This window comes from Burkholderia stabilis, assembly GCF_001742165.1.
Classification (GTDB): Bacteria; Pseudomonadota; Gammaproteobacteria; order Burkholderiales; family Burkholderiaceae; genus Burkholderia; species Burkholderia stabilis.
In genome coordinates this window covers 3,277,614-3,303,794 of sequence record NZ_CP016442.1, presented here as the reverse complement: position 1 = coordinate 3,303,794, position 26,181 = coordinate 3,277,614, and the positions used below count along the sequence as shown (strand labels likewise).

Genomic DNA, 26,181 nt, shown 5'->3' with positions numbered 1-26,181 from the left:
CGTTTGTATTGAGTTGGTCCGGCCGAACCATGCTGGCATCTTAGCCGGACTTTGACGTTCGTGCTCCAGAGCACTGACCATACCGGACAAGCGCAGTTCCACGGCGTCCGTTGCCGATCGTTAGACGAGTCCTTCGAACCGCTTGCGCCCGTTCGACGGCAGCGGTCGCACCAAACGAAACGGGCGGCCATTCGGCCGCCCGTCGAGCGCAGGGAAATGGAAGCGAACCGTCAGAAACCGGCCGCCAGACCGTCGCGCCGGCTGTCGCTCGCGGCCACGTAGCCGCGCTCGCGATCGTCCCTGTCGAGACGCCAGATGAACTGCCCCGAGCCGAAATCCATGTAAGGATCGTCGATCGACTTGATCGTGTGGCCGCGTGCGGCGAGCGCGTCGACCGTCGCGCGATTCATCGTCGCCTCGACGTCGAGCGTGAAATCGCGATTGACCTTCCAGCGCGGCGCATCGCATGCGGCCTGCGGTTGCTGACCATAACCGAGCATCCGCACGACGGTCTGCAGGTGGCCTTGCGGCTGCATGTCGCCGCCCATCACGCCGAAGCTCATCACGGCCTCGGTGCGGCCGTCGACCTCCTCGGTGACGAACGCCGGGATGATCGTGTGGAACGGCCGCTTGCCGCCCGCGACGACGTTCGGCGAAGCCGGGTCCATCGAGAAGCCGTGCCCGCGGTTCTGCAGCGCGATACCGGTGCCGGGCACGACGAGCCCCGAGCCGAAGCCCATGTAGTTCGACTGGATGAAGCTCACCATCATGCCGCGCTCGTCGGCCGCCGACAGGTAGATCGTGCCGCCCGAATGCGGCCGGCCGGCACCGAAGTGCGTCGCGCGCGCGGGGTCGATCAACTTCGCGCGCTCGGCGAGATACGCGTCGTCGAGCATCTGTTCGGGCGTGACCTCCATCGCGCGCGGATCGGCGACGTAGCGATAGACGTCCGCGAACGCGAGCTTCATCGCCTCGATCTGCAGATGCTGCGAGTCGACCGAATCGACGGGCCATTCGGTCACGCCCGCATGCTCGGCGATGCCGAGCGCGATCAGCGCGGCGATGCCCTGCCCGTTCGGCGGGATCTCGTGAATCGTGTGGCGGCCGAAGCGCTTGCCGATCGGCTCGACCCATTCCGGGCGGTACGCGCGCAGGTCGGCTTCGGTCATCGCGCCGCCGCCTTCGCGCGAGAACGCGGCGATGCGCTCCGCGAGCACGCCCTCGTAGAACGCGCGCGCGCCTTCTTTCTGGAGCGTGCGCAGCGTCTGCGCATGGCCCGGCAGGCATACGCGCTCGCCGACGAGCGGCGCACGGCCGCGCGGCATGAAGGTGTCCGCGAAACCGGGCAGGCCCTGCAGCTCCGGCACGGCAGCCGCCCACTTGTGCGCGACGATCGGCGGCACCGCATAGCCGCGCTCCGCGATCTCGATCGCCGGCTCGAGCAGGTCCGCGAACGGCAGCGAACCGAACTTCGCGTGCAGCGCTTCCCAGCCCGCAATCACGCCCGGCACGGTGACGGTGTCCCAGCCGCGCGTCGGCTTGTGCGCGATGCCGTGCGCGTCCTCGCCGTGACGCTTGCGGAAATAGTCGACGTTCCACGCGGCCGGCGCGACGCCTGACGCGTTGAGCCCGGACAGCCGCTCGCCGTCCCACACGAGCGCGAACGCGTCGCCGCCGAGCCCGCACGACACGGGCTCGACGACCGTGATCGCGGCCGCGGCGGCCAGCGCCGCGTCGACCGCGTTGCCGCCCTTCCACAACATTCGCAGCCCGGCCTGCGCGGCGAGCGGGTGCGACGTCGACACGACGTTGCGCGCGAACACCGGGATGCGGGTCGTCGGATACGGGTTGTGCCAGTTGAAGCCAGTCATCGGTTCCACCTCGTCGAAAGCTGAATGAACGCGCGCCCGCATGCGCGGGCAATCCGCCATTGCAGCGCGATCGGTGCAATGGCACAAATTCATTTGTCACATGAATCCATGCTATTTCTGCATGAATTCATGGGAAGCCGAACCCGGCAGGCCGGTCGAACGCCGTTGCCGCCCTTACAATACCCGCTCCGTCTCACGACACGACCATCGAGCCATGACCCGAGATCCCCGCCTCACCCTCAACGCGCGCCAGCAGGAACTGCTCGAATGGGTGCAGCGCGACGGCTTCGTGACCGTCGACGATCTCGCCGCGCACTTCGCGGTGACGCCGCAGACGATCCGCCGCGACGTGAACTGGCTCGCCGACCTGAACCTGCTGCGCCGCTACCACGGCGGCGCGAGCCTGCCGACCAGCTCGGAGAACGTGTCGTACACGGCGCGCCAGCGGATGTTCCACGACGAGAAGCGGCGCATCGCGGCGCTCGCGGCGTCGCACATTCCCGACCAGGCGTCGCTGTTCATCAACCTCGGCACGACGACCGAGGAAGTTGCGCGCGCACTGAACCGCCACCACGGGCTGCACGTGATCACGAACAACCTGAACGTCGCGTCGATGATGAGCGGCTACCCCGACTGCGAGGTGCTGATCACGGGCGGCATCGTGCGGCCGTGGGACAAGGGCATCGTCGGCGAGCTCGCGATCGACTTCATCCGCCAGTTCAAGGTCGACTACGCGATCATCGGCACGTCGGCGATCGAGGCCGACGGCACGCTGCGCGATTTCGACACGCGCGAGGTGCGCGTGGCCGAGGCGATCATGCAGCACGCGCGCACGGTCTACCTCGTGACCGACCATTCGAAGGTCGGCCGCCCGGCGCTGGTGCGCCAGGGCCACCTGAGCCAGGTGCACGCGCTGTTCACCGACAAGCCGCTGCCGCCCGAGATGGCCGACACGGTGGCCGCCGCCGGCACCCAGGTGTACGTCGCGGAATGACGGCGGCGATGCTGCACCGCACCCGAAACTTCAAGTGAAATCAAGAAGTTGGCGGCGCAAGCGGACCGCTTGCACGCGGCCCGGCTGTCAAACGGAAAATTAACGGGGCACGATTTGTCGTTGCCTGCGCGCTCGACTAGACTCCAGTTCCCCGGCCCGTTCGCCCGATCCGCCTGTGCCAGGGCGTGTGCGAATCACAGGGCCGGCGAATGCAGCTTTTCCCCCCAAGCCATACCCCCCGGGGTATCGTGCGTCGGCGTTTGCGCCGGCCGCGCGGGCAGACCGGATGCCATGGAGAGAACGATGCTGAGTCCGCATGAATTCGCCACGCTATTGCTTGTGAAGGACGCGCCTGATCAGCGCGACATGGATCGGGATGAACTGGACATCCTGCTCGAACAGCAGTTGGTTCGCCTGGAAGGGCTCGGCTCGGGACGCAAATACTGCGTGACCGAGACCGGCGACGCCGCACTGCGATCCATCAAGTACCGCTACTCGTGAACCCCCGCCGTTCCTGACCTGACCACCCGAACGCGCGGCCGGACTCCCGGCCGCGCGCGCGTTTCCGCTTCCCGCCCGTTCGGCGCAGCCGGCTTCAGCCGCCGCGCAGCGTCGGATCGACCGCCGCCCGCCAGCTGATGGCCTGCGCGCGTGCGCCGTTGAAATACGCGATCCAGCCGGCGCGCGCCGCCGCGTCGGGCGCCGCATAGCGCGTCGAAAGTTCGTTTACGAACGCACAATAGTTCGTTTCGGTCAGCCCGCGATACCGTTTCGCCACGTACGCGTCGTACAGCGTCGAATAGACCGGCTGCGCGTCCGCGCCCCAGTCGCGCGCCGCGCCGCCGCACGACGTCTGCAGGTCGACGAACGACGGCGCCCGCCAGTTGCCGGCGAGCGGCGGCATCCCCGCGCTGCACCCCGCCAGAAGGACGGCGCCCACGCCGGCCCACATCCCAATACGCATGATTCACCTCGCGAAACGGTCGATTCCGTCAGTATCGTCCGGGATCGCGCCGTGCGCTACTGGCCCCGCTTTTTCGAACTTTACTTTTTCGATTTCGTTCGTTAAATTTCGAATCCGAACATTTCGTGTTCGCCCATTTCCATCAGACGATAAGGACAGCAGGTGACCCAACCGAATCGCTACGATCTGCTCGTCGTCGGCGGCGGCATCAACGGCGCGGGGATCGCGCGCGATGCGGCCGGCCGCGGCCTGTCGGTCATGCTCTGCGAGCAGGACGATCTCGCGTCGCACACGTCGTCGTCCAGCACGAAGCTGATTCACGGCGGTCTGCGCTATCTCGAGTACAACGAGTTCGGGCTCGTGCGCAAGGCGCTGCAGGAACGCGAGACGCTGCTGCGCGCGGCGCCGCACATCATGTGGCCGCTGCGCTTCGTGATGCCGCACATGCCGAACCTGCGTCCGGCCTGGCTGATCCGCATCGGCCTGTTCCTCTACGACCACCTCGCGAAACGCGAACTGCTGCCCGGCTCGCGCGGCATCGACATGCGCCGCCATGCGGCCGGCGCACCGCTGATCGACTCGATCAAGCGCGGCTTCGTGTATTCGGACGGCTGGGTCGACGACGCGCGCCTCGTCGTGCTGAACGCGATGGATGCGAAAGAGCGCGGCGCCGAAATCCTGACGCGCACGAAGCTGGTCTCCGCCGAACGCCACGGCGACGCATGGGAAGCGCGTCTGCAGCACGCCGACGGCTCGATCAGCGTCGTGCATGCGCGCGCGATCGCGAACGCGGCCGGCCCGTGGGTCGGCGACGTGCTGCACGGCGCGCTCGGCCGCGGCGCGCATCACAGCGTGCGGCTCGTGAAGGGCAGCCACATCATCACGCGCCGCCTGTTCGATCACGATCACGCGTACATCTTCCAGAACCCGGACAAGCGGATCATCTTCGCGATTCCGTACGAGCACGACTTCACGCTGATCGGCACGACCGACGTCGAATACACGAACGATCCCGCGAAGGTCGCGATCGATCGCGACGAGACGCAGTACCTGTGCGATTCGATCAACCGCTACTTCAAGCGCAAGATCTCGCCGGCCGACGTGCACTGGACCTATTCGGGCGTGCGCCCGCTGCTGGAAGACGAGAACGCCGCGAACGCTTCGGCCGTCACGCGCGACTATCGCCTCGAGATGGACGACGGCGCGGGCGCGCCGCTGCTGTCGGTGTTCGGCGGCAAGATCACGACGTTCCGCAAGCTCGCGGAAGAAGCCGGCGACATGCTGTGCCGCGCGCTCGGCAGCGACGCGAAGACCTGGACGGCAGGCGTCGCGCTGCCGGGCGGCGACATCGCGAACGCGAAGTTCGACGCGTTCGCCGGCACGTTCGCGAAACGTCATCCGTGGCTGCCCGCCGCGCTCGCCCGCCGCTATGCACGCGCCTACGGCACGCGCGCGGAGCGCGTGGTCGACGGTGCGAAGTCGCTCGCCGATCTCGGCGCCGAAATCGCGCCCGGCATCTACGACGCCGAACTGCGCTACCTGCGCGACGCCGAATGGGCGACCTGCGCGCAGGACGTGCTGTGGCGCCGCTCGAAGCTCGGCCTGCACGCAGCGCCGGGCACGCTCGACGCCGTGACGGCCGCGGTCGACGCCTGGTTCGCCGCCGCGCACGCGCCGCACGCCTGATCCGAATGTAGTTGCCGTTGCCTCACCGAAGTTGACTCACCGACGCGCCGCCCGACATGCGGCGCGCATCACAACTAAGCCAAATCCACGGATGGAGATGAGAGACATGCAGGACCAGTACATCCTCGCGCTTGACCAGGGCACCACGAGTTCCCGCGCGATGCTGTTCGATCGCCAGGGCAATATCGTGTCGATCGCCCAGAAGGAATTCGAACAGATCTACCCGCAACCCGGCTGGGTCGAGCACGACCCTCAGGAAATCTGGTCGACGCAAGCGGGCGTCGCCGCCGAGGCCGTCACGCGCACGGGCCTGAACGGCACGTCGATCGCCGCGATCGGCATCACCAACCAGCGCGAGACGACGATCGTCTGGGATCGCGAGACGGGCCAGCCCGTCTACAACGCGATCGTCTGGCAGGATCGCCGCACGGCCGACTTCTGCGATTCGCTGAAGAAGCAGGGTCTCGAAGCGAAGGTGCGCGCGAAGACCGGCCTGCCGATCGACTCGTACTTCTCCGCGACGAAGATCCGCTGGATTCTCGACAACGTGCCGGGCGCGCGCGACAAGGCGCGCCAGGGCAAGCTCGCGTTCGGCACCGTCGACAGCTGGCTCGTGTGGAACTTCACGAAGCACGAGCTGCACGTGACCGACGTGACGAACGCGTCGCGCACGATGCTGTTCAACATCCACACGCGCGAGTGGGACAACGAGCTGCTCGAACTGCTCGACATCCCGCGCAGCATGCTGCCGGAAGTGAAGGCGTCGTCGGAAATCTACGGCTACACGAAGACGACCGTGTTCGCCTCGAAGATCCCGCTCGCGGGCATCGCGGGCGACCAGCAGGCCGCGCTGTTCGGCCAGATGTGCACGACGTCGGGCATGGTGAAGAACACCTACGGCACCGGCTGCTTCCTGATGATGAACACCGGCAACAAGCCGATCGAGTCGAAGAACAACCTCGTCACGACGATCGCCTGGCAGATCGGCGACGACGTGCAGTACGCGCTCGAAGGCAGCATCTTCATCGCGGGCGCGGTCGTGCAGTGGCTGCGCGACGGCGTCGGCATCATCAAGACGGCCGCGGAAATCGAAGCGCTCGCCGCGAGCGTGCCGCACACCGACGGCGTCTATCTCGTCCCTGCGTTCGCCGGCCTCGGCGCGCCGCACTGGAACGCGCGGGCGCGCGGCTCGGTGTTCGGCGTCACGCGCGGCACGACCTCCGCGCACCTCGCGCGCGCGGCGCTCGATGCGATCGCCTACCAGTCGCTCGACGTGCTGGCCGCGATGGAAGCCGATTCGGGCATCAGCATCGGCGAGCTGCGCGTCGACGGCGGCGCGAGTGCGAACGACCTGCTGATGCAGTTCCAGGCGGATCTGCTCGGCGTCGACGCGGTGCGCCCGCAGATCACCGAGACGACCGCGCTCGGCGCGGCGTATCTCGCGGGTCTCGCGATCGGCTACTGGAAGAACCTCGACGAAGTACGCGACCAGTGGCAGCTCGACCGCCGCTTCTCGCCGTCGATGGCGAAGGAGCAGGTCGAAAGCTGCATGGCCGGCTGGCAGCGCGCGGTGCGCGCCGCGAAGGCCTGGGCCGACGACACGCAGTAACCGTCAGCCCTCCATACGAAATACAACAACACCGGCGGACCGCGCTCGCGCGCGAGTCCGCCGTGACATACGAGAGACAACCATGTCACCTTATATTGCAGAATTCATCGGCACAGCGATCCTCGTGCTGCTCGGCAACGGCGCGGTCGCAAACGTGCTGCTTGCAAAGACCAAGGGCAAAGGCGCGGACCTGATCGTGATCGTGATGGGCTGGGCGATGGCGGTATTCGTCGCCGTGTACGTGACCGCGTCGTTCAGCGGCGCGCACCTGAACCCGATCGTCACGATCAGTCTCGCGCTCGCGGGCAAGTTCGCGTGGTCGAAGGTCGGCGGCTACATCCTCGCGCAGATGCTCGGCGGGATGGCCGGCGCGTTGCTCGTGTGGCTCGCCTATCGCCAGCACTTCGCGAAAGAAGCCGATGCCGACCTGAAGCTCGCGGTGTTCTGCACGGCGCCGGCGATCCGCAGCGTCACGCACAACGTGCTGACCGAAGCGATCTGCACGTTCGTGCTGATCCTCGGCGTGCTGTACCTCGCGTCGCCGCAGGTCGGCCTCGGCGCGCTCGACGCGCTGCCCGTCGGCCTGCTCGTGCTCGGCATCGGCATCTCGCTCGGCGGCCCGACCGGCTACGCGATGAGCCCCGCGCGCGATCTGTCGCCGCGCATCATGCACGCGCTGCTGCCGATCCCCGGCAAGCGCGACAGCGACTGGCGCTATGCATGGGTGCCCGTCGTCGGCCCGCTGATCGGCGGCGCCGCGGCAGCCGGCCTGTATCTGCATCTGCACGCGACGATCTGATCGCGGTTTCACCGAAGCGCGCGGCGTCCGTCGCCGCGTGCTTCGCGTCGCTTCACCCCGCCGTTCGCCGGCAGCCATCCCTTCCGCCCTCTTCCGCCCCGCGCCCGTCGTTGACGAATGCGCGTCGCGGCGCCAGCATACCGCCAGCCCCCGCTCCATCACGACAGCGTGCGCATTCCGCACGGACGCCGGGGCGCACACACGCACCAACCCTGGCCGACAGGAGACGAGACGATGGCCGCCGACACCGGACCCCGCCGGCGCAAACGCACCGCGCGCTTCGTCGAGATCGCGCAGCTCGCGGGCGTCAGCACCGCGACCGTCGATCGCGTGCTGAACGAGCGCGGCAGCGTATCGGCGCACGCGCGCGAACGCGTCGTGGCCGCAGCGCGTTCGCTCGGCGTGCCGCGCCAGCTTCCCGACGTCCGGCACGGGCTGATCCACGTCGACGTGCTGCTGCCCGATACCGACACGCCGTTCTACCGACGGCTGCAGCAGGCGCTGCAGCGCGCGGTGCAGATGCTCGACCGGCGCGTCGTCGTGCACCGCGCGATCCTGCCTGCCGCCGACGACACGCGCCTAGCCGCGCTGATCGAACGCCCCGCCTACCGGCGCGCAGCGCTGATCGTGACGGCCGGCGACACGCCGCGCGTGCGCGATGCACTGGCCGGCGCGATCGCGCGCGGCGAAACCGTCGTCACGATGGTCTCCGACATCGGCGGAATTGCGCGCGCGCACTATGCCGGCATCGACAACGAACGCGCGGGCCGCACGGCCGGCTACTGCATCGGCCGTCTCGCGAAACGGCCCGGCCGCGTGCTGCTGCTCGGCGGCCGGATGGGTTATCGCGTGCACATGGACCGCATCGCCGGCTGCCGCGCCGAGCTGGCGCGCGCGTTCCCCGAACTGACCTGCGACGGCACAGCCGCTGAAACGCTCGATCAGGACGATCTCGCCTACGGCGCCGTCGCGAAGGCGCTGCGTGCGTCCGGCGACGTGGTCGGCATCTACAACAGCGGCGCCGGCTCGGCCGGCATCGAGGCCGCGCTGCGCCGTTTCGGCGCGGCCGGCCGCGTGGTCTGGGTCGGCCACGAGATGCTCGACCAGCATCGCGCGTACATCGAGGCAGGCACGATGGACATCGCGATCGACCAGGATCCGGACGGACAGGCGATCTCGGCACTGCAGCACCTGATGCACGCGTGCGGCGTGGTCGAGCAGCCGCCGCCGGTCGAGCCGGTCGAGTTTCGCGTGTTCTGCTCGGCCAACGTGCGAACGAGCCCGTACCTGCAACCCGCCTGAGCGCGGGCTGCCCGCCGCCCCCGCTCCGCGCTCGCCTATCGAGCGCCTTCTTGCCGATTTTTCGTCAACGCCGCGCATGCAGCCGGCTCGGCGCGGTCTTACATTGACGACCATTCGCCATGACGAATGCACCGGAGACGATGCCCGGACCGATCGCCGCCCCGCCGGCGGGCGGCGCCCGGTCGTAACGGCCGGTCGCCAGCCGTCCCGGCGTCGAACCCCGACCGAGGCCCCGTGATGACCCAACCCCTTTCGTTTTCGCTGAACCGGATGAGCGCGCCGCGCATGCCGCTCGATCGCTATCTCGCGCTGTGCCGGCGTCTCGGCATCGACGCGATCGAGATCCGCAACGATCTCGACGGCGTCGAGATCGCCGACGGCACGCCGGCCGCCGCCGTGCGCGCGACGGCCGAAGCCGGCGGCGTGACGATCCTGACGATCAACGCGCTGCAGCGCTTCGAGCAATGGAACGCCGAACGCGCGGACGAGGCAACCGTGCTGGCCGACTACGCGGCGCAATGCGGCGCGCGTGCGCTGGTGCTGTGCCCGACCAACAGTCGCGGCGACACGCGCGACGCGGACCTGCGCCACACCGATCTCGTGAAGGCGCTGAAGGCGCTCAAGCCGATCCTCGAAGCGCGCAACCTGCTCGGCTTGATCGAGCCGCTCGGTTTCGAGGAATGCGCACTGCGCCGCAAGTCGGACGCGGTGAAGGGCATCTATGCCGCGGCGGGCGAGCCGGTCTTCCGGCTCGTGCACGACACGTTCCACCATCACCTGGCGGGCGAGGACATCTTCTTCCCGAACCTGACGGGCCTCGTGCACATCTCGGGCGTCGAGGAAATCGACCTGCCGGTCGACCGGATGCGCGACGGCCATCGCGTGCTGGTCGGCGGCGCGGACCGGCTCGGCAACATCCGGCAATTGCGCGAACTGCTCGCACGCGGCTACCGCGGCGCGCTATCGTTCGAGCCATTCGCGAACGAAATCGCCGAAGCCGGCGACATCGAGGCGCGGCTGCGGGCGAGCATCGATTACGTGCGGCGCGAACTCGCGGATCGCTGAGCGTCGGCGCACCGGTCAGCACGACGATCGACGACGGGCTCGCCGCGCTCGAGCTGGCCGAGGCCGCGATGATGTCGTGGAGAACGGCGCGCATGATCGAGTCGTGACGCAAACGACGGCGGCGCACGCACGCGGGGCGCTGCCTGTCGCTCGGCCGGCGACACGCCCGTTCGGCAAGCCGCGGCGGCATGGCCGCATCGGGAAAATTTGCCGAAGCGCCGCGCGTCATGCGCGTGAAAGCACGTATGATGGCGAATTGATCGGCGTCGCCGAACCCCCGCTTTTTCACCATCATGCTCGACCATCTCATCTGCGACTGCGACGGCGTGCTCGTCGACAGTGAAGTCATCGCCGACCGCGTGCTGCTCGATACGCTGTCCGACACGTTCCCGAACCTCGATTTCAAAGCCGCCGCGAAAACGGCGTTCGGCCAGCAGACGTCACGCTTCCTCGACGGGCTCGAATCCCCCTTCGGGATCGAGATGCCCGCGAACTTCATCGAGACCATCGAGCACAACATCGAGATCGCGCTGGCGCAATCGCTCGCGCCGATCACCGGCGTGCGCGACGCACTGCTGAAGGTCAGCCTGCCGGCGGCCGTCGTGTCGAACAGCCGGCTCGTGCGCGTGCGCAACTCGCTGAAGCGCGCATCGCTCACCGAGATCTTCGGCGAGCGCGTGTTCAGTTCCGAGCAGGTATCGCGGCCGAAGCCCTATCCCGACGTCTACCTGTACGCGGCGCAAACGCTCGGCGTGGCGCCGGCGCGCTGCATCGTCGTCGAGGACAGCGTATCGGGGTTGAACGCCGCGCGCGCGGCGGGCATGAAGACGATCGCGTTCGTCGGCGCGAGCCACATCCCCGACAACTACGCGGACGCGCTGCGCGCGATGGGCATCACGCGGATCATGCGCAAGATGGACGAGCTGCCGTCGCTCGTCGAAGCCGGCATGCGCGGCGAATTCGGCGACGTGCAGTCCTGATCGTCATGCCGGCCCGCTCGGGCCGGTCCGGCGTGCGTCACTTCACGCACGCCATGCCGCGGGCGCGCGAACGCGCCCGCACCTCCCTCTCTCAGGCCGGCTCGCAGCAGCGCTCGCGCGCAGCGGCCAGCGCCTCGCGGAATTCGACGAGCTCCGCGATCGTCAGCATCGGCAGCCCGTGCTGTTGCGCGAAACGCTCGACATCGTCGCCGCGCGTCATCGTGCCGTCCGGATTCATCAGCTCGCACAGCACGCCGGCCGGCTTCAGGCCCGCCAGGATCGACAGGTCGACCGTGCCTTCGGTATGCCCGCGGCGCGCAAGCACGCCGTCTGGTTGCGCACGCAACGGAAACACGTGACCGGGGCGCACGATGTCGTGCGGCTTCGCGCCTTCGGCGATCGCCGCGCGGATCGTCGTCACGCGGTCGGCCGCCGAGACGCCCGTATGCACGCCTTCGCGCGCCTCGATCGACACGGTGAACGCGGTGCCGTTGCGGCTCTCGTTGGTCTGCACCATCGGCGGTAGTTCGAGCGCGCGCACCGTGTCGTCGGTCAGGCACAGGCACACGATGCCGCTGCACTCGCGGATCAGCAGCGCCATCGTCTCGGGCGTGATGCGCTCGGCAGCGACGATCAGGTCGGCTTCGTTCTCGCGGTCGTGGTCATCCTGCAGCACGACGGCGCGGCCCGCGCGCATCGCATCGAGCGCAGCGGCAATGCGCGGCGGCACCGGTTCGGAATCCAGCAAAGGGAGATCGGCAAAGGCGTCGGCGGGTGCCGACGAAATGGACATCAAGGACATGTGAAACGCTCCTCGCAAATACGATTAGGGCGAAAAACGTTTCAGGGCATTGCAAACAGACAGAACGACAACCCGCTTCGCATGCGTCGCGAAGCGGCCCTGGCGGACATGACTATCTGCACATCTTCTCTCATCCGGACTATGACCGTCGGCTCTGGCATTCGACCAGATCTGCTGACCCCGCGCTGATGCGCGGGCGCTCGCGGGCTCGCCGGCTTTCGCCAGCCTACCGCCGGTGGGGAATTTCGCCCCGCCCTGAAGACGCACTGATTGCCGGACGGGGTCTCCCGTCACCGGCGGGCCAAGCATACAACAGCTGCGCGCGCGGCGCAGCGAACAACATCGATAACCTTACTGACGACCCCGTCTAACGGCATCGTCCAAACGGCCGACCGCCGGGCAGCGACCGCGCCCGATGCGCAGACGGCCGTGGCGCCCTGCGGCCTGCGCGATCAGCCGGCCGCGTGCGCCGCGTCGGGCACCAGCCAGCGCGGCGGCACCTCGGGGCTCACCGTCACGCGAAACGCGCGCGCCTCGCTGTCGCCCGGATTGCGCAGGCTGTACGGCTGGTCGGCGTCGAACACGATCGCGTCGCCGGTCGCGAGCAACTGGCGGCGCTCGTGCACGCTGACTTCGAGCGTGCCTTCGCTGACGACGAGATTGACCGTCGTGCCCGGTGCGCGACGCGTGCCCTGCTCGGTATGCAGCGGTGCGATCCGCAGCTCGTGGAACTCGGCCGCGGCCGGTTCGCCTTCCGGATACAGCGCGCGCGCCGAGAAGCGGCCGTTCGAGCTGACGACGCGCGACGCGCGCTCGGCCGCCAGATGCTCGAAGCCGTTCACCGCATGGCGGCGCAGGAACGCGGCGACCGACACCTTCAGCGCGGCGGCGATCTTGCAGAGCACCTTGATCGACGGCACGCTGCGCGCCGATTCGATCTGCGCGAGCATCGCGCGCGACACGCCGGACAGCCGCGCGAGCGCATCGAGCGACAACTGCCGCTCGGCGCGCAACCGCGCGAGGTTCACGCCGACGACCTGTTCGAGGAGGTCGAGCGACGCCGACGCGCGTGCGTCGGCGGTGTTGCCGGACTCGAAGGAAGACACGTCGTGCACGAGCGCCAGGGATGAAGACATAGCATTGCCTCCGGGCCGCTGCGCGGCCCTGCATATGGGGTAAGCCGGGATCGGAATCGCGTTGCGCCAGCAACGGCGCGTATCGAGACGCTATCACCCGGTCTGGCGCCGGCAAACGAAGTTATCTTCACACCGTTATCAGCATCGCGGAGGAATGCGTTTCTCGCGAACCTTTTCCTGCCGCTGCGGCGTCGCCATCAGGCGCTATCAAGTGCGATCGGGCCGCTCACTGCGCCGCCGGCGCCACGCCGCGTGCCGGGCCGCGCGCATCGAGCCGCATCGCGAGCCACGTGACGACGAGCGCCGCGAACGTCACCGCGACGGCGACCCACGGCAGCGCGTCGAGCGCGAAGCCGTGTTCGAGTGCGAGACCGCCGAGCCACGCGCCGCCCGCGTTGCCGACGTTGAACGCGCCGATGTTCAGCGTCGACGCGAGATGCGGCGCGCTCGCGGCCTTCTCGACCACGCGCGCCTGCAGCGGCGGCACCGTCGCAAACGCGGCGATTCCCCACACGAACACGGTGACGGCGGCCGCGACCGGCAGGTGGCTGGTCTTCGCGAAGACGGCCATCACCGCCATCAGCGCGACGAGGATCGCGATCAGCGACGGCATCAGCGCGCGGTCGGCGAGCTTGCCGCCGAGCGTGTTGCCGATCGTCAGCCCCGCGCCGAACAGCACGAGGATCAGCGCGACCGAGCGCGGCGAGAAACCCGACACGGTTTCGAGAATCGGCGCGATGTACGTGAACACGACGAACACGCCGCCGAAGCCGAGCACGGTCATCAGCAGCGCGAGCCACACCTGCGGCTCCTTCAGCACGCGCACTTCGTGGCCGAGGCCGACCGGCCCGCCGTCGTGGCGGTTCGGCACGAGCGCCGCGACACCCGCGAGCGCCAGCACGCCGAGCCCGGCGACGATCCAGAACGACGCGCGCCAGCCGAGCAACTGGCCAACGAACGTGCCGAACGGCACGCCGAGCACGTTCGACAGCGTGAGCCCAGTGAACATCAGCGCGATCGCGCTCGCGCGCTTGTCGGCCGGCACGAGCGACGCGGCGACCACCGCGCCGATCCCGAAGAACGACCCGTGCGCGAACGACGTGACGACGCGCGCGACCATCAGCATCGCGTAGCCGGACGCGGTGGCGCACAGCACGTTGCCGACGATGAAGATCGCCATCAGCAGCTGCAGCGCGGCCTTGCGCGGCATGCGGCTCGTCAGCACCGCGAGGAGCGGCGCGCCGACCGCGACGCCGAGTGCGTAACCCGTGACGAGCAGGCCGGCCGACGGCAGCGAGACGGCGAGATCGTGCGCGACGTCGGGCAGCAAGCCCATGATGATGAATTCGGTGGTGCCGATGGCGAAGGCGCTGATCGCGAGCGCCAGTAACGGAAGGGGCATGACGTTCTCCGGAAGGCGGCGGACGCGGCGCCCGGTCGGTGCCGCACCGCACAAGAAGCGGGATGTGCGCGCATTGTCCCGAAGATGCCTATATTTGATAATTGGCGTGGCATTTGAATCATTTTCAAAAATTTCTGGAAAATCGATGGATCGACTGGGCGATATCCGGCTGTTCGTCGAGGCGGCGGAACTGGGCAGCCTGTCTGCCGCCGGACGCAAGCTGAACCTCACGCCGGCCGCCGCGAGCGCGCGCCTCGCGAAGCTGGAGGCGGCGGTCGCCACCCGGCTGTTCGACCGTTCGACCCGGCAGTTGCGACTCACCGACGAGGGCCGCCTGTACCTGAACGGCTGCCGGCAGGCGTTGCAGGCGCTCGACGACGCAAACGCGCTGCTGCAGGCCGGCCGCAACGTCGTCGGCGGCCGGGTGCGACTGTCGGCGACGTCCGATTTCGGCCGCCGCCGGCTGCTCGACTGGCTCGACGAATTCACCGCACGCTACCCGGACGTGACGTTCTCCCTGACGGCGTCCGACTCGACGGTGAACCTGTGGCAGGACGAGATCGACCTCGCGATCCGTTTCGCCGCGCCGCCCGACGGCGCGCTGATCGCCCGCCGGCTCGCCGCGGATCGGCGCGTGCCGTGCGCGGCACCGTCGTTCGTCGAACGCCACGGCGTGCCGCGCGACCCGCACGATCTGGCCCGCTTTCCATGCAACGTGATCACGGTCGCGTCCGGGCCGATGAACACGTGGCGCTTCACGCGCGGCGACGACACGCAGACCTGCACGGTGCCACTCGCCACCGCGTTCGAGACCAACGACGGCGGCCTCGCCCGCGAGTGGGCGCTGCGCGGCCACGGCATCGTGCTGAACTCGATCTGGGATGTGGCCGACGACATCCGCGCCGGGCGGCTCAAGGTCCTGCTGCCCGACTGGCGGCACCAGGGTGCGCCGCTGCACGCGATCTATCCCGGCAAGCGCTACATGGCGCCGCGCGTGCGCGTGCTGCTCGACTTTCTCGCCGAACGCTTCGCGCGCGAGGAAGCCGCGCTCGACGACCTGCTGAACGCGTGCTGCTGACGGTTGCCGTGCCAGCCGATCGGGGTCGGAACCTGGCGATCGGCGTAGCGGAACCGCAACCCGCCGCCCGCCCGGGGTGGCGCGAAAAGCTATAATGGAAGGCTTTCCCGACGGCTTTTCATGCTCGATGCGCGCTGCGCGCGCCGGCTGCCACGCGGCCCCCGCATGCGCCCGTTGCTGCACAGGCAATGCGCAACCGTCCCGATTCACCCTTGACGACGCCCCCAGGTCAACCACTGCGAACGGCGAATCCCCATGACCAAGAAAGTTTACGTAAAGACCTTCGGCTGCCAGATGAACGAGTACGACTCGGACAAGATGGTGGACGTGCTCAACGCGGCCGAAGGCCTCGAAAAGACCGACACGCCGGAAGACGCCGACATCATCCTGTTCAACACGTGCTCGGTGCGTGAGAAGGCGCAGGAGAAGGTGTTCTCCGATCTCGGCCGCGTGCGCGAGCTGAAGGAAGCGAAGCCCGGCCTGCTGATCGGCGTCGGCGGCTGCGTCGCGAGCCAGGAAGGCGCGTCGATCGTGTCGCGCGCACCGTACGTCGATCTCGTGTTCGGCCCGCAAACGCTGCACCGCCTGCCGCAGATGATCGACGCGCGCCGCGAGAGCGGCCGCGCGCAGGTCGACATCACGTTCCCCGAAATCGAGAAGTTCGACCACCTGCCGCCCGCGCGCGTCGAGGGGCCGAGCGCGTTCGTGTCGATCATGGAAGGCTGCTCGAAGTACTGCAGCTACTGCGTGGTGCCGTACACGCGCGGCGATGAAGTATCGCGCCCGCTCGACGACGTGCTGACCGAAGTGGCCGGCCTCGCCGACCAGGGCGTGCGCGAAGTCACGCTGCTCGGCCAGAACGTGAACGCGTACCGCGGCGCGCTGACGGCCGGCTCGGCCGAGATCGCCGATTTCGCGACGCTGATCGAATACGTCGCCGACATCCCCGGCATCGAGCGGATCCGCTACACGACGTCGCACCCGAAGGAATTCACGCAGCGCCTGATCGACACCTACGCGAAGGTGCCGAAGCTCGTGAGCCACCTGCACCTGCCGGTCCAGCACGGCTCCGACCGCATCCTGATGGCGATGAAGCGCGGCTACACGGTGCTCGAATACAAGTCGGTGATCCGCAAGCTGCGCGCGATCCGCCCGGACCTGTCGCTGTCGACCGACATGATCGTCGGCTTCCCCGGCGAGACCGAGGAGGATTTCGACAAGATGATGGCGCTCGTGCACGACATGAGCTACGACACGAGCTTCTCGTTCATCTACAGCCCGCGCCCCGGCACGCCGGCCGCGAATCTCGCCGACGACACGCCGCGCGACGTGAAGCTCAAACGCCTGCAACATCTGCAGGCGACCATCGAGGAAAACGTCGCGCGCATCAGCCAGTCGATGGTCGGGAAGGTCGAGCGGATCCTCGTCGAGGGCCCGTCGCGCAAGGACCCGAACGAACTCGCGGGCCGCACCGAGAACAACCGGGTCGTGAATTTCCCGGCGCCGCTCGCGTCGCACCCGCGCCTGATCGGCCAGATGATCGACGTGAAGATCAACCATGCGTACCCGCATTCGCTGCGCGGCGAGCTCGTGCTCGTCAGCGATGAAGCGAGCGCGGCCACCCACTGACTGACGCATCACCGGAGCCCGACGCCACTTTGAAGACCGCCCAACCCCTGGAATTCATCGCGCCGCGCGACGACAACGCGCGCCTCGCCAATCTCTGCGGCCCGCTCGACGAAAACCTGCGGCAGATCGAACAGGCACTCGACGTCACGCTCGCTCGGCGCGGCCACCGGATCACGGTCCGCGGGCGCGGCGCCAAGCTCGCACTCGCCGCGCTCGAAAACTTCTACAACCGCGCCCGCGATCCGCTGTCGGTGGACGACATCCAGCTCGCGCTGGTCGAAGTGCGCCACACCGCCGGCAACGGCCGCGAGAACACGCTCGACGTGCGATTCCGCGGCGACCCCGACCATCCGTTCGACGAGCCGGTCGTGCAGCTCGACGACGAGACGTCCGAAGAACAGGGGCCGAAGCTCTACACGCGCCGCGCCGACCTGCGCGGCCGCACGCCTGCGCAGCGCGAATACCTGAAGCAGATCCTGTCGCACGACGTCACGCTCGGTATCGGGCCGGCCGGCACCGGCAAGACCTACCTCGCGGTCGCGTGCGCGGTCGACGCGCTTGAGCGCGACCAGGTCAAGCGGATCGTGCTGACGCGCCCGGCCGTCGAGGCCGGCGAACGGCTCGGCTTCCTGCCGGGCGATCTCGCGCAGAAGGTCGACCCGTACCTGCGCCCGCTGTACGACGCGCTGTACGACCTGCTCGGCTTCGACAAGACGGCGAAGATGTTCGAGCGCCAGATGATCGAGATCGCACCGCTCGCGTACATGCGCGGCCGTACGCTGAACCACGCGTTCATCATCCTCGACGAGGCGCAGAACACGACGCCCGAGCAAATGAAGATGTTCCTCACGCGGATCGGCTTCGGCTCGAAGGCGGTCGTGACCGGCGACACGAGCCAGGTCGACCTGCCGCGCGGCCACAAGAGCGGCCTCGTCGAGGCGCAGCAGGTGCTCAGCGGCGTGCGCGGCATCGCGCTCACGCGCTTCACGAGCGCGGACGTCGTGCGCCATCCGCTCGTCGCGCGCATCGTCGAGGCCTACGACGAGTTCCACGCGCAGCACCAGGACGGCTGACCGGCCGCAGCGCCCGCGCGCTGCCCAAGCCCCGTGCCGGCCCGGCCCGCCAGACGGCGCGCCGGGCTTTTTTTCGCCCGCGCGAATTCGGGTGCGATCGGCCGTTTGGTGTATCCTCATCGCGTTCCAATCGCCGCACCCGTCATGAAATCCTCCCGTTCTCGCAAGTCCGGGCGCGCCCAGTCCGCCGCGCCCGAATCTCCCCGTCTTTCGCTGTTCGATGCGAAGGGCAAGGCCCGGACCGTCAACGCGCAGGGGCTCCGGATCGACTTCCCGGACGGCCGCAGCCTGATGTTCGACCTGTCGGGCAGCTCGGGCGACGCGGCCGTCGCGATCGTCGCGCAGCACAACGATCCGACGATGCGCGCGAAGCTCGCGCTGCAGCCCGAGCACTACGACAGCGTGACGCTGCACGTGGGCGCCGAGCTCGCGCCGCGCGAAGACGAAATCGACGACGAACTGCGCGAGCCGGAGCTCGACCTGTCCGTGCAGTACGGCGACGAGATCACGGGCGATGCGCGCAAGGCGTGCCCCAAGCGCAAGCTGATCGCCGAATGGATCGAGCCGGCGCTGTTCGCCAGCGCGCAGCTCACTGTGCGCTTCGTCGGCGAGGAGGAAGGCCGCACGCTGAACGCCGGCTACCGCCACAAGGACTACCCGACCAACGTGCTGACCTTCGCCTACGACGCGGCGCCCGACGGCACCGTGATCGGCGACCTCGTGCTGTGCTGCCCGGTCGTCGAGAAGGAAGCGCACGACCAGGGCAAGCCGCTCGCGGCCCATTACGCGCACCTGCTGGTGCACGGCGCGCTGCACGCGCAGGGCTACGACCACGAGACGAGCGACGAGGACGCGGCCGAAATGGAAGCGCTCGAAGTCGACATCCTCGCGAAACTGGGTTTCCCGAACCCGTACCAGTAAGCCGGCCGCACGATGCGCAACGCCGCGATGCTCCCGTCCGCCTACCCGCCGTCGATCGGCGAAGGGCGACTGCTGACGGAAGACGAACTCGCGGCATCGCTCGCGCACACGATGCGCGACTGGGACGGCCGGCAGGATCTCTGGCTGTTCGGTTATGGCTCGCTGATCTGGAACCCGGGGTTGCCGACCATCGCGGCCGTGCGCGGCAAGGTGCACGGCTACCATCGCGGGCTCTACCTGTGGTCGCGCGTGAACCGCGGCACGCCCGAACGCCCGGGCCTCGTGCTCGCGCTCGATCGCGGCGGCTCGTGCTCGGGCATCGCCTTCCGGCTCGCGGGCCCGACCGCGCAGCCGCACCTCGAGACGCTGTGGAAGCGCGAGATGCCGATGGGTTCGTACCGGCCCGCGTGGCTGCCGTGCTCGCTCGAGAACGGCGAGCGCGTGAACGCGCTCGCGTTCGTGATGCGCCGCGACGTGCCGACCTACACGGGCAAGCTGTCCGACCACGTCGTGAAGGAGGTGTTCGGCTGCGCGGCCGGCCGCTACGGCACGACGCTCGATTACGTGAGCCGCACGGTCGACGCGCTGCGCACGAGCGGCATTCCCGATCGCGCGCTGGAAGGGCTGCTCGCGCGATGCCGGTGAAGCTGCACGCCGCCCGGCTTGCCGCCGCGCGATACCGCGCCGCCCGCTCATTCCAACGAGGACCCTACCGATGAAACCGTCACCCTGGTCGCGCTGCAAGGTCGCCGCGCTGATCGTCGCCGCGAGCGTCGCGCTGTCCGGCTGCGGCATATTCGGTTGCGGCGGCGCCGCGACCAACGGCGCGGCAGCCGGCGGCTGCTCGACCGGCATGCGGTTCTGAACCACGCCCCGGCGGCGCGCGCGTGCGGCAGAATGCCGCCGTCGGCCGCCCCGGCCGGCCGCCTGCCCGCGTCGCGCTTCCCTCCGAGCTTCCCTGCCCTTTCCGCGCCCGTTTTTTGCCGTCGCTGCCCCGCCGCCCTTTTCTGAGATAGGATGGGGACGAGGACGACGTCGCGCCCGGCGCGCGCGTCCGCGAGCGAGGCCCGTGAAAACTGCCCACCCTGGCCGGGCGGCCGGTGTGACACGGTCGCGTCGCGCCCTTGGTGTATCCTTGCCTACTCCGTGACAGCGCGCCCCGGCATGACCCGGGCGCACCACCATGAACGATTCGTATCCCAGTCGTAAGCCAACCGACAAACCGCAAGAAAAGCGCTCGTTGCTCGAGCGCCTGACCGACTTCATCTCGCCCGAGCCCGAATCCCGCGGCGAGTTGCTGGAAATTCTCCAGGACGCCCACGAGCGCAACCTGATCGACGCCGATTCGCTGTCGATGATCGAAGGCGTGTTCCAGGTATCCGACCTGTGCGCCCGCGACATCATGGTGCCACGCGCACAGATGGACGCGATCAACATCGCCGACAAGCCCGAGGATTTCATTCCGTTCGTCCTCGAGAAGGCGCACTCGCGCTATCCGGTGTACGAGGAAAACCGCGACAACGTGATCGGCGTGCTGCTCGCGAAGGATCTGCTGCGCTTCTACGCCGAAGAAGAGTTCGACGTGCGCGGGATGCTCCGCCCGGCCGTGTTCATTCCCGAATCGAAGCGCCTGAACGTGCTGCTGCACGACTTCCGCGTGAACCGCAACCACCTCGCGATCGTCGTCGACGAATACGGCGGCGTCGCGGGCCTGATCACGATCGAGGACGTGCTCGAACAGATCGTCGGCGACATCGAGGACGAATACGACTTCGACGAGGAAGCCGGCAACATCATCTCGGGGCCGGACGGCCGCTATCGCGTGCGCGCGCTCACCGAGATCGAGCAGTTCAACGAGGTGTTCGGCACCGATTTCCCCGATGACGAAGTCGATACCATCGGCGGGCTGATCACCCATCATTTCGGACGCGTGCCGCACCGCGGCGAGAAGCTGCAGCTCGGCAACCTCGTGTTCGAGATCCAGCGCGGCGATGCGCGCCAGGTCCACGTGCTGCTCGTGCGCCGCAACCCGCTCGCGAGCCGTCGCGCCGAAACCTCGCACGAGGATTGACCGTCGCGCGCCAGCCGCGCCTTCTACAACCGCTCGCCCACTTCCGCTTCACATGGACGATCCGATCCTGTCCCGCCCGGCTGGCGGCCTTCTCGCGCCGACACCCGGCCGCGCGCTGCCGCGCTGGCACTACCCGGCCGCGCTGCTCGCCGGCGCGGCCAATACGCTCAGCTTCGCACCGACGCCGCACGGCGGCTGGCTGCAACTCGCCGTATTCGTCTGGTTTTTCGCGCAACTGACACGCACGTCGAGCTGGCGCGGCGCCGCGCTCACGGGCGGCGCGTTCGGCTTCGGCAACTTCATCAGCGGCATCTGGTGGCTCTACATCAGCATGCACGTGTACGGCGAGATGGCCGCGCCGCTCGCGGGCGGCGCGCTCGTGCTGTTCTCGCTGTACCTGTCGCTGTACCCGGCGTTCTCGGCCGGGCTGTGGTCGTTCTGCGCAGGCCATGCGTGGCACCGCCGCGCGCCCGACCCGCGGCCGTTCTCGCCGACCTGGCACGGCGCGTTCGCGTTCGCGAGCGCGTGGGCCCTCGGCGAATGGCTGCGCGGCACCGTGCTCACGGGTTTCCCGTGGCTCGCGAGCGGCTATCCGCAGGTCGACGGCCCGTTCGCGGGTTTCGCGCCGGTCGTCGGCGTGTACGGGATCGCATGGGTGCTCGCGCTGTTCGCCGCGCTCGTCGTGCAGGCGCTCGCCGCCGCGCGGTCGTCGCCCGCGCGTGAAGGCGGCACCGGCGGCAACGCGCGCGTGCGCATCGCCGCGCCGGCGGCCATCGCCGTCGCGCTGGTCGCGGCCGGCCTCGGGCTGTCGCAGGTCACGTGGACCGTGCCCGCCAATGCGCCGCTCACCGTGCGGCTGCTGCAGGGCAACGTGAAGCAGGACATCAAGTTCGAGCAGGAAGGCATCGACGCGGCGATCAAGATGTACCAGCAGATGATCCTCGAGAAGCCGGCCGACCTGATCGTCACGCCCGAAACCGCGATCGCGGTGATGATCCAGGAGCTGCCCGAGCCGTTCGCCGTCGCGATCCGCAAGTTCAGCGACACCACGGGCTCGGCCGTGCTGTTCGGCGCGGTCGGCGCGTCGGTGACCGAGGACGGCCGCTACGTCGACTACACGAACAGCCTGTACGGCGTGACGCCGAACTCGCGCGACATCTATCACTACGACAAGCATCACCTCGTGCCCTTCGGCGAATTCATTCCGTGGGGCTTCCGGTGGTTCGTCAACCTGATGAAGATGCCGCTCGGCGATTTCGCGCGCGGCGCGCCCGTGCAGAAGCCGTTCCTCGTGCACAACCAGCCCGTGATGGCCGACATCTGCTACGAGGATCTGTTCGGCGAGGAAATCGCTGCAACGATCCGCGACAATCCACAGCCGCCGGGCGTGCTCGTCAACGTGACGAATCTCGCGTGGTTCGGCGACACGATCGCGCTCGACCAGCACCTGCAGATCGCGCGAATGCGCTCGCTCGAAACGGGCCGGCCGATGCTGCGCTCGACCAACACGGGGATGACGGCCGCGATCGACGCGCACGGCCGCGTGCTCGGCCAGCTGAAGCCGTTCACGATCGGCTCGCTCGACGTGCGGATCGAAGGCACGAGCGGCTTCACGCCTTACGTGACGAGCGGCAACAACATCGTGCTCGCGGTGTCGTTCGTGCTGCTCGCGTTCGGCTTCACGTTCGGCCCCGGGCTGCGCCGGCGCAACGGCCGAAAGGGCGGCGACGACCAGCAGGCCTGACGCGGCAGGCGGCCCCGCTGCGTGCGGTGGCCCCTGACCGCGCACCGGTCGGCCGACCAGGCCGGCCGGGCCGACTACGCCGATTGCACCGATTGCGCAGCGAGGCTGCGCAGGTCGCGGCTCACGTTCTCCATCACCGGCCCCCACGCGCCGAAACCGGGCTGCCGGTACAGCGTCGCGGTCGGATACCACGGGCTGTCCGTGCGTTCGAGCAGCCACGGCCAGTGCGGATTCACGTCGAGCAACACCCATGTGCGCGCGCCGAGCGCGCCCGACAGATGCGCGACCGACGTGCACACGGTAATCACCAGATCCAGCGCGCCGATGAACGCGGCCGTATCGTCGAAACTCGCCAGCTCCGCCGTACAGTCCTCGACCGCAAAACCGGCCGCACGCGCCGCCGCGACATCCGCGTGTGCGCCCGGCTGCAGCGAATGAAACACGACGCCGTCGATCCCGCGGAACGCATCGGCATAGCGCTCGAGCCCGACGCGCCGGAACGGATTGCGCTGGTGGCCCGCGCTGCCCGTCCACACGAGCCCGACATTCAGCCGGCCGCCGCCCGCGAGCCGCGCACGCCACGCGTCGCGCGCGTGCGGATCGGCATGCAGGTAAGGCACCGACGAGCCGAGCGGGTCGTTCTCCATCCCGAGCATCAGCGGCAGGCCGATCAGCGGCACCTCGTAATCGAAGGCGGGCAGCGCGTCGACGCCGCCGCCCACGCTGAACGCGTCCGCATGCGCGCCGAGGCTGCGCTGCATCAGCGTGCCTACCTGCGGGAACGTATTCCACACGAGCCGGCCGCCTTCGCGATGCACGCGCGCGGCGAGCGGCGCGACGAAGCGGCAGAACTGCAGCACGTCGCCGAGGCCCTGCTCGCCCCACACGAGCAACGTCTTGCCCGCAAGCGGCTCGCCCTGCCAGCGCGGGCCCGGCAGCGCCGGCCGGCGGCCACGCAGCTCGCCCGCGCCGTCCCAGCGCGCCTCGTGGCCGTGCCAGCCGGCCGCGTAGTTGCCGCGCACGAGCTGGATGATCGCGAGGTTGAAGCGGAACGACGCATCGTCGGGCGCCAGCGCGCACGCACGCGCCGCGTACGCCTCGGCGTCGTCCCAGCGCTGCGCCTCCTTCATCGCCATCGCGACGTTGTTCATCGCGAGCGCGTTGTCGGGCGCGAGCGCGGCGAGCCGCGCGGCGCACGCGAGCGCGCCGTCCAGATCGTGCGTCGCAAGCCGCGCGACGACAAGGTTGATCCACGCCTGCGTGTCGTGCGGATCGGCATTCACGGCTGCGTCGAGCAGCGCGATCTCCTCGGCGCGATCGCCGCCCGACAGCCGCAGCGCGATCGCGAGGTTGTTGCGCAGCGACGGCCAGCCGGCGTCGATCGCGAGCGCCGCCCGGTACGGCACGACGGCGTCCGCGTGCCGGCCGGCCATCTGTAGCGCGTAGCCGTGATTGAAGTGGGCGGAGGCGCCCGGCCGCACGCGCACCGCGCATTCGGCGAGCGCGAGCGCATCGGCGGTGCGCTGCCGCGCGACGAGCGCCGTCGTGAGCTGCGCGAGCGCGTCGGCGTCGACCGCATGCAGATGGGCGGCAGCGGCGAGCCACAGATCGTGCGCGGCGCGCTCGCCGCGCACCTGCGCATCGGCGGCCTGCCCGAGCAGCGCGAGAAGCGGCGGAAGCAGTGGAATGAGGAAGTCGGTCGAGTCGTCCATGCAATCGGAGTCGGCAAGCGGTGGCGCGGCACGCGTCGCGCGCGCCGCAATACGCGCATCTTAACGCCCACGCGAAGCGGCGCGGCACGCGTCTCGACGTGCCGCGCACGGCCGCTTGGCGCACGCCGGCCACGCGTGCACACGGCGCCGGAACGGGCACGGCGGCGCAGTTGCCCGCGTTCCGGCCGCATCCGGTCGCCGATCCGGTAAAATTACGCGTTTCAGCACACTAACAAGCCGCGCCGCCGCGCGAGCCGACCCTCCGGGCCCCGCCCGGAGCGCCGCCCGCAACGGAGCGCCAGCGCCACGAAGGCTCTTCATGCTTACGTTTCAGCAAATCATCCTGACGCTGCAGTCCTACTGGGACAAGCAGGGTTGCGCTCTGCTCCAGCCCATCGACATGGAAGTCGGCGCGGGCACGTCGCACGTCCACACGTTCCTGCGCGCGGTCGGCCCCGAGCCGTGGCGCGCCGCATACGTGCAGCCGTCGCGCCGCCCGAAGGACGGCCGCTACGGCGAGAACCCGAACCGCCTGCAGCACTACTACCAGTACCAGGTCGTGCTCAAGCCGGCGCCGGAAAACATCCTCGATCTGTACCTCGGCTCGCTCGAAGCACTCGGCTTCGACCTGAAGCAGAACGACGTGCGCTTCGTCGAGGACGACTGGGAAAACCCGACGCTCGGCGCGTGGGGCCTCGGCTGGGAAGTGTGGCTGAACGGGATGGAAGTCACGCAGTTCACGTATTTCCAGCAGGTCGGCGGCCTCGACTGCAAGCCCGTGCTCGGCGAAATCACGTACGGCCTCGAACGCCTCGCGATGTACCTGCAGAAGGTCGAGAACGTGTACGACCTCGTGTGGACGGAGTGGGAAGAGCAAGGCCCGAACGGCCCCGAGCTGCGCCGCCTGTCGTATGGCGACGTCTACCACCAGAACGAGGTCGAGCAGTCGACCTACAACTTCGAGCACGCGAACGTCGACCTGCTGTTCACGTTCTTCAACAGCTACGAAGCGGAAGCGAAGAAGATGATCGACGCGCAGCTCGCGCTGCCCGCGTACGAACTCGTGCTGAAGGCCGGCCACACGTTCAACCTGCTCGATGCGCGCGGCGCGATCTCGGTGACCGAGCGCGCGGCGTACATCGGCCGCATCCGCGCGCTGTCGCGTCTCGTCGCGCAGGCCTACTACGACTCGCGCGAGAAGCTCGGCTTCCCGATGCTCGGCAACCCGCCGGGCGTGCCGGGCCTCACCACCGACGCCCAGGACGCCGCGCAACCGGCATGGGCGCCGCCGCTCAAGGTCGAACGCAAGATCGATCAGGACTGACGAGACGAGATTTATTCCA

General features: G+C 68.7%; 23 protein-coding genes, 1 pseudogene and 1 riboswitch. Of the genes and pseudogenes, 18 read left to right on the top strand and 6 right to left on the bottom strand.

Going from position 1 to position 26,181, the window contains the following annotated elements; all coding sequences use genetic code 11:
* Positions 1 to 230: 230 nt before the first annotated feature.
* Positions 231 to 1,871 carry a gamma-glutamyltransferase family protein gene (locus BBJ41_RS15375; RefSeq protein ID WP_069747109.1) on the bottom strand — a complete coding sequence of 547 codons (1,641 nt, stop codon included), beginning with the start codon at positions 1,869 to 1,871 and terminating at the stop codon, positions 231 to 233.
* 214 nt (positions 1,872 to 2,085) lie between these two features.
* On the opposite strand from BBJ41_RS15375, the gene BBJ41_RS15370 reads away from it, so the two are divergent.
* Positions 2,086 to 2,865 (top strand): DeoR/GlpR family DNA-binding transcription regulator, encoded by a 780-nt coding sequence (locus BBJ41_RS15370; RefSeq protein WP_006493999.1) that lies wholly within the window; start codon positions 2,086 to 2,088, stop codon positions 2,863 to 2,865.
* Positions 2,866 to 3,168: 303 nt separating this feature from the next.
* On the top strand, positions 3,169 to 3,366 hold the full coding sequence (locus tag BBJ41_RS15365) for a hypothetical protein (RefSeq protein ID WP_006477892.1): 198 nt from the start codon (positions 3,169 to 3,171) through the stop codon (positions 3,364 to 3,366).
* Positions 3,367 to 3,460: 94 nt separating this feature from the next.
* Here BBJ41_RS15365 and BBJ41_RS15360 read toward each other — a convergent pair whose 3' ends face one another.
* Positions 3,461 to 3,829 (bottom strand): hypothetical protein, encoded by a 369-nt coding sequence (locus tag BBJ41_RS15360; protein WP_069747108.1) that lies wholly within the window; start codon positions 3,827 to 3,829, stop codon positions 3,461 to 3,463.
* A 162-nt stretch (positions 3,830 to 3,991) separates the two neighbouring features.
* Here BBJ41_RS15360 and glpD point away from each other — a divergent pair, with 162 nt between their 5' ends.
* From glpD to BBJ41_RS15330, 7 genes and pseudogenes are all read left to right on the top strand, one after another.
* A complete protein-coding gene (glpD, locus tag BBJ41_RS15355) occupies positions 3,992 to 5,515 on the top strand; it encodes a glycerol-3-phosphate dehydrogenase (protein WP_069747107.1) in 1,524 nt (507 codons plus the stop codon).
* Positions 5,516 to 5,621: 106 nt separating this feature from the next.
* Entirely contained in the window at positions 5,622 to 7,124 is a 1,503-nt protein-coding gene (glpK, locus tag BBJ41_RS15350; protein WP_069747106.1) for a glycerol kinase GlpK, read from the top strand.
* Positions 7,125 to 7,206: 82 nt separating this feature from the next.
* The gene (locus tag BBJ41_RS15345; RefSeq protein ID WP_069747105.1) at positions 7,207 to 7,923 is read left to right on the top strand and encodes an MIP/aquaporin family protein; all 717 of its coding nucleotides are present in this window, start codon (positions 7,207 to 7,209) and stop codon (positions 7,921 to 7,923) included.
* Between the two features lie 234 nt (positions 7,924 to 8,157).
* Positions 8,158 to 9,225, top strand: a complete 1,068-nt coding sequence (locus tag BBJ41_RS15340; RefSeq protein WP_069747104.1) for a LacI family DNA-binding transcriptional regulator — start codon at positions 8,158 to 8,160, stop codon at positions 9,223 to 9,225.
* Between the two features lie 237 nt (positions 9,226 to 9,462).
* Complete coding sequence (locus tag BBJ41_RS15335) at positions 9,463 to 10,290, top strand: TIM barrel protein (RefSeq protein ID WP_069747103.1); 828 nt, start codon at positions 9,463 to 9,465, stop codon at positions 10,288 to 10,290.
* Positions 10,227 to 10,397, top strand: a pseudogene (locus BBJ41_RS42100) (inositol 2-dehydrogenase); the annotation flags it as partial. The gene BBJ41_RS15335 and the pseudogene BBJ41_RS42100, both read left to right, overlap by 64 nt.
* A gap of 186 nt (positions 10,398 to 10,583) precedes the next feature.
* Positions 10,584 to 11,270 carry an HAD family hydrolase gene (locus tag BBJ41_RS15330; RefSeq protein WP_069747102.1) on the top strand — a complete coding sequence of 229 codons (687 nt, stop codon included), beginning with the start codon at positions 10,584 to 10,586 and terminating at the stop codon, positions 11,268 to 11,270.
* 91 nt (positions 11,271 to 11,361) lie between these two features.
* Here the strand turns inward: BBJ41_RS15330 and ribB are convergent, their stop codons facing one another.
* From ribB to BBJ41_RS15315, 3 genes are all read right to left on the bottom strand, one after another.
* Positions 11,362 to 12,072, bottom strand: coding sequence for a 3,4-dihydroxy-2-butanone-4-phosphate synthase (gene ribB, locus BBJ41_RS15325; RefSeq protein ID WP_069747101.1), 711 nt, complete (start codon positions 12,070 to 12,072; stop codon positions 11,362 to 11,364).
* 118 nt (positions 12,073 to 12,190) lie between these two features.
* Positions 12,191 to 12,339: riboswitch (FMN riboswitch) on the bottom strand.
* A gap of 185 nt (positions 12,340 to 12,524) precedes the next feature.
* Complete coding sequence (locus tag BBJ41_RS15320) at positions 12,525 to 13,208, bottom strand: helix-turn-helix domain-containing protein (RefSeq protein WP_069747100.1); 684 nt, start codon at positions 13,206 to 13,208, stop codon at positions 12,525 to 12,527.
* Between the two features lie 226 nt (positions 13,209 to 13,434).
* Entirely contained in the window at positions 13,435 to 14,610 is a 1,176-nt protein-coding gene (locus tag BBJ41_RS15315) for an MFS transporter (protein ID WP_069747099.1), read from the bottom strand.
* A gap of 145 nt (positions 14,611 to 14,755) precedes the next feature.
* On the opposite strand from BBJ41_RS15315, the gene BBJ41_RS15310 reads away from it, so the two are divergent.
* The 8 genes from BBJ41_RS15310 to lnt all read left to right on the top strand — a co-directional run bounded on the left by BBJ41_RS15310 (position 14,756) and on the right by lnt (position 23,126).
* Positions 14,756 to 15,688 (top strand): LysR family transcriptional regulator, encoded by a 933-nt coding sequence (locus BBJ41_RS15310; RefSeq protein WP_069747098.1) that lies wholly within the window; start codon positions 14,756 to 14,758, stop codon positions 15,686 to 15,688.
* 255 nt (positions 15,689 to 15,943) lie between these two features.
* Positions 15,944 to 17,317, top strand: coding sequence for a tRNA (N6-isopentenyl adenosine(37)-C2)-methylthiotransferase MiaB (miaB, locus tag BBJ41_RS15305; protein ID WP_069747097.1), 1,374 nt, complete (start codon positions 15,944 to 15,946; stop codon positions 17,315 to 17,317).
* A 29-nt stretch (positions 17,318 to 17,346) separates the two neighbouring features.
* The gene (locus tag BBJ41_RS15300) at positions 17,347 to 18,390 is read left to right on the top strand and encodes a PhoH family protein (protein WP_069747096.1); all 1,044 of its coding nucleotides are present in this window, start codon (positions 17,347 to 17,349) and stop codon (positions 18,388 to 18,390) included.
* 144 nt (positions 18,391 to 18,534) lie between these two features.
* Positions 18,535 to 19,311 (top strand): rRNA maturation RNase YbeY, encoded by a 777-nt coding sequence (ybeY, locus tag BBJ41_RS15295; protein WP_069747095.1) that lies wholly within the window; start codon positions 18,535 to 18,537, stop codon positions 19,309 to 19,311.
* A 12-nt stretch (positions 19,312 to 19,323) separates the two neighbouring features.
* Complete coding sequence (locus BBJ41_RS15290) at positions 19,324 to 19,956, top strand: gamma-glutamylcyclotransferase (protein WP_069747094.1); 633 nt, start codon at positions 19,324 to 19,326, stop codon at positions 19,954 to 19,956.
* A gap of 70 nt (positions 19,957 to 20,026) precedes the next feature.
* On the top strand, positions 20,027 to 20,176 hold the full coding sequence (locus BBJ41_RS41170) for a hypothetical protein (protein WP_163012852.1): 150 nt from the start codon (positions 20,027 to 20,029) through the stop codon (positions 20,174 to 20,176).
* 318 nt (positions 20,177 to 20,494) lie between these two features.
* A complete protein-coding gene (locus BBJ41_RS15285; protein ID WP_059504489.1) occupies positions 20,495 to 21,382 on the top strand; it encodes an HlyC/CorC family transporter in 888 nt (295 codons plus the stop codon).
* A 52-nt stretch (positions 21,383 to 21,434) separates the two neighbouring features.
* Positions 21,435 to 23,126: an apolipoprotein N-acyltransferase gene (lnt, locus tag BBJ41_RS15280; protein ID WP_069747093.1), complete on the top strand. Its 1,692-nt coding sequence runs from the start codon at positions 21,435 to 21,437 to the stop codon at positions 23,124 to 23,126.
* Between the two features lie 74 nt (positions 23,127 to 23,200).
* Here the strand turns inward: lnt and BBJ41_RS15275 are convergent, their stop codons facing one another.
* Positions 23,201 to 24,838, bottom strand: coding sequence for a tetratricopeptide repeat protein (locus BBJ41_RS15275; RefSeq protein ID WP_069747092.1), 1,638 nt, complete (start codon positions 24,836 to 24,838; stop codon positions 23,201 to 23,203).
* A 319-nt stretch (positions 24,839 to 25,157) separates the two neighbouring features.
* On the opposite strand from BBJ41_RS15275, the gene glyQ reads away from it, so the two are divergent.
* Positions 25,158 to 26,162, top strand: a complete 1,005-nt coding sequence (glyQ, locus tag BBJ41_RS15270) for a glycine--tRNA ligase subunit alpha (protein WP_080294533.1) — start codon at positions 25,158 to 25,160, stop codon at positions 26,160 to 26,162.
* Positions 26,163 to 26,181: the final 19 nt, after the last annotated feature.

Excerpts from the sequence above, each read along its gene's own strand:
- BBJ41_RS15275 (WP_069747092.1), bottom strand. The coding sequence starts at position 24,838 with ATGGACGACTCGACCGACTTCCTCATTCCACTGCTTCCGCCGCTTCTC.
- BBJ41_RS15290 (WP_069747094.1), top strand. The coding sequence starts at position 19,324 with ATGCGCAACGCCGCGATGCTCCCGTCCGCCTACCCGCCGTCGATCGGC.
- BBJ41_RS15375 (WP_069747109.1), bottom strand. The coding sequence starts at position 1,871 with ATGACTGGCTTCAACTGGCACAACCCGTATCCGACGACCCGCATCCCG.
- BBJ41_RS15320 (WP_069747100.1), bottom strand. The coding sequence starts at position 13,208 with ATGTCTTCATCCCTGGCGCTCGTGCACGACGTGTCTTCCTTCGAGTCC.
- BBJ41_RS15335 (WP_069747103.1), top strand. The coding sequence starts at position 9,463 with ATGACCCAACCCCTTTCGTTTTCGCTGAACCGGATGAGCGCGCCGCGC.
- BBJ41_RS15340 (WP_069747104.1), top strand. The coding sequence starts at position 8,158 with ATGGCCGCCGACACCGGACCCCGCCGGCGCAAACGCACCGCGCGCTTC.
- glpK (WP_069747106.1), top strand. The coding sequence starts at position 5,622 with ATGCAGGACCAGTACATCCTCGCGCTTGACCAGGGCACCACGAGTTCC.
- BBJ41_RS15360 (WP_069747108.1), bottom strand. The coding sequence starts at position 3,829 with ATGCGTATTGGGATGTGGGCCGGCGTGGGCGCCGTCCTTCTGGCGGGG.
- BBJ41_RS15370 (WP_006493999.1), top strand. The coding sequence starts at position 2,086 with ATGACCCGAGATCCCCGCCTCACCCTCAACGCGCGCCAGCAGGAACTG.
- BBJ41_RS15285 (WP_059504489.1), top strand. The coding sequence starts at position 20,495 with ATGAACGATTCGTATCCCAGTCGTAAGCCAACCGACAAACCGCAAGAA.
- BBJ41_RS15310 (WP_069747098.1), top strand. The coding sequence starts at position 14,756 with ATGGATCGACTGGGCGATATCCGGCTGTTCGTCGAGGCGGCGGAACTG.
- lnt (WP_069747093.1), top strand. The coding sequence starts at position 21,435 with ATGGACGATCCGATCCTGTCCCGCCCGGCTGGCGGCCTTCTCGCGCCG.
- BBJ41_RS15330 (WP_069747102.1), top strand. The coding sequence starts at position 10,584 with ATGCTCGACCATCTCATCTGCGACTGCGACGGCGTGCTCGTCGACAGT.
- miaB (WP_069747097.1), top strand. The coding sequence starts at position 15,944 with ATGACCAAGAAAGTTTACGTAAAGACCTTCGGCTGCCAGATGAACGAG.
- glyQ (WP_080294533.1), top strand. The coding sequence starts at position 25,158 with ATGCTTACGTTTCAGCAAATCATCCTGACGCTGCAGTCCTACTGGGAC.
- BBJ41_RS15315 (WP_069747099.1), bottom strand. The coding sequence starts at position 14,610 with ATGCCCCTTCCGTTACTGGCGCTCGCGATCAGCGCCTTCGCCATCGGC.
- ybeY (WP_069747095.1), top strand. The coding sequence starts at position 18,535 with ATGAAATCCTCCCGTTCTCGCAAGTCCGGGCGCGCCCAGTCCGCCGCG.
- BBJ41_RS15365 (WP_006477892.1), top strand. The coding sequence starts at position 3,169 with ATGCTGAGTCCGCATGAATTCGCCACGCTATTGCTTGTGAAGGACGCG.
- ribB (WP_069747101.1), bottom strand. The coding sequence starts at position 12,072 with ATGTCCTTGATGTCCATTTCGTCGGCACCCGCCGACGCCTTTGCCGAT.
- BBJ41_RS41170 (WP_163012852.1), top strand. The coding sequence starts at position 20,027 with ATGAAACCGTCACCCTGGTCGCGCTGCAAGGTCGCCGCGCTGATCGTC.
- BBJ41_RS15345 (WP_069747105.1), top strand. The coding sequence starts at position 7,207 with ATGTCACCTTATATTGCAGAATTCATCGGCACAGCGATCCTCGTGCTG.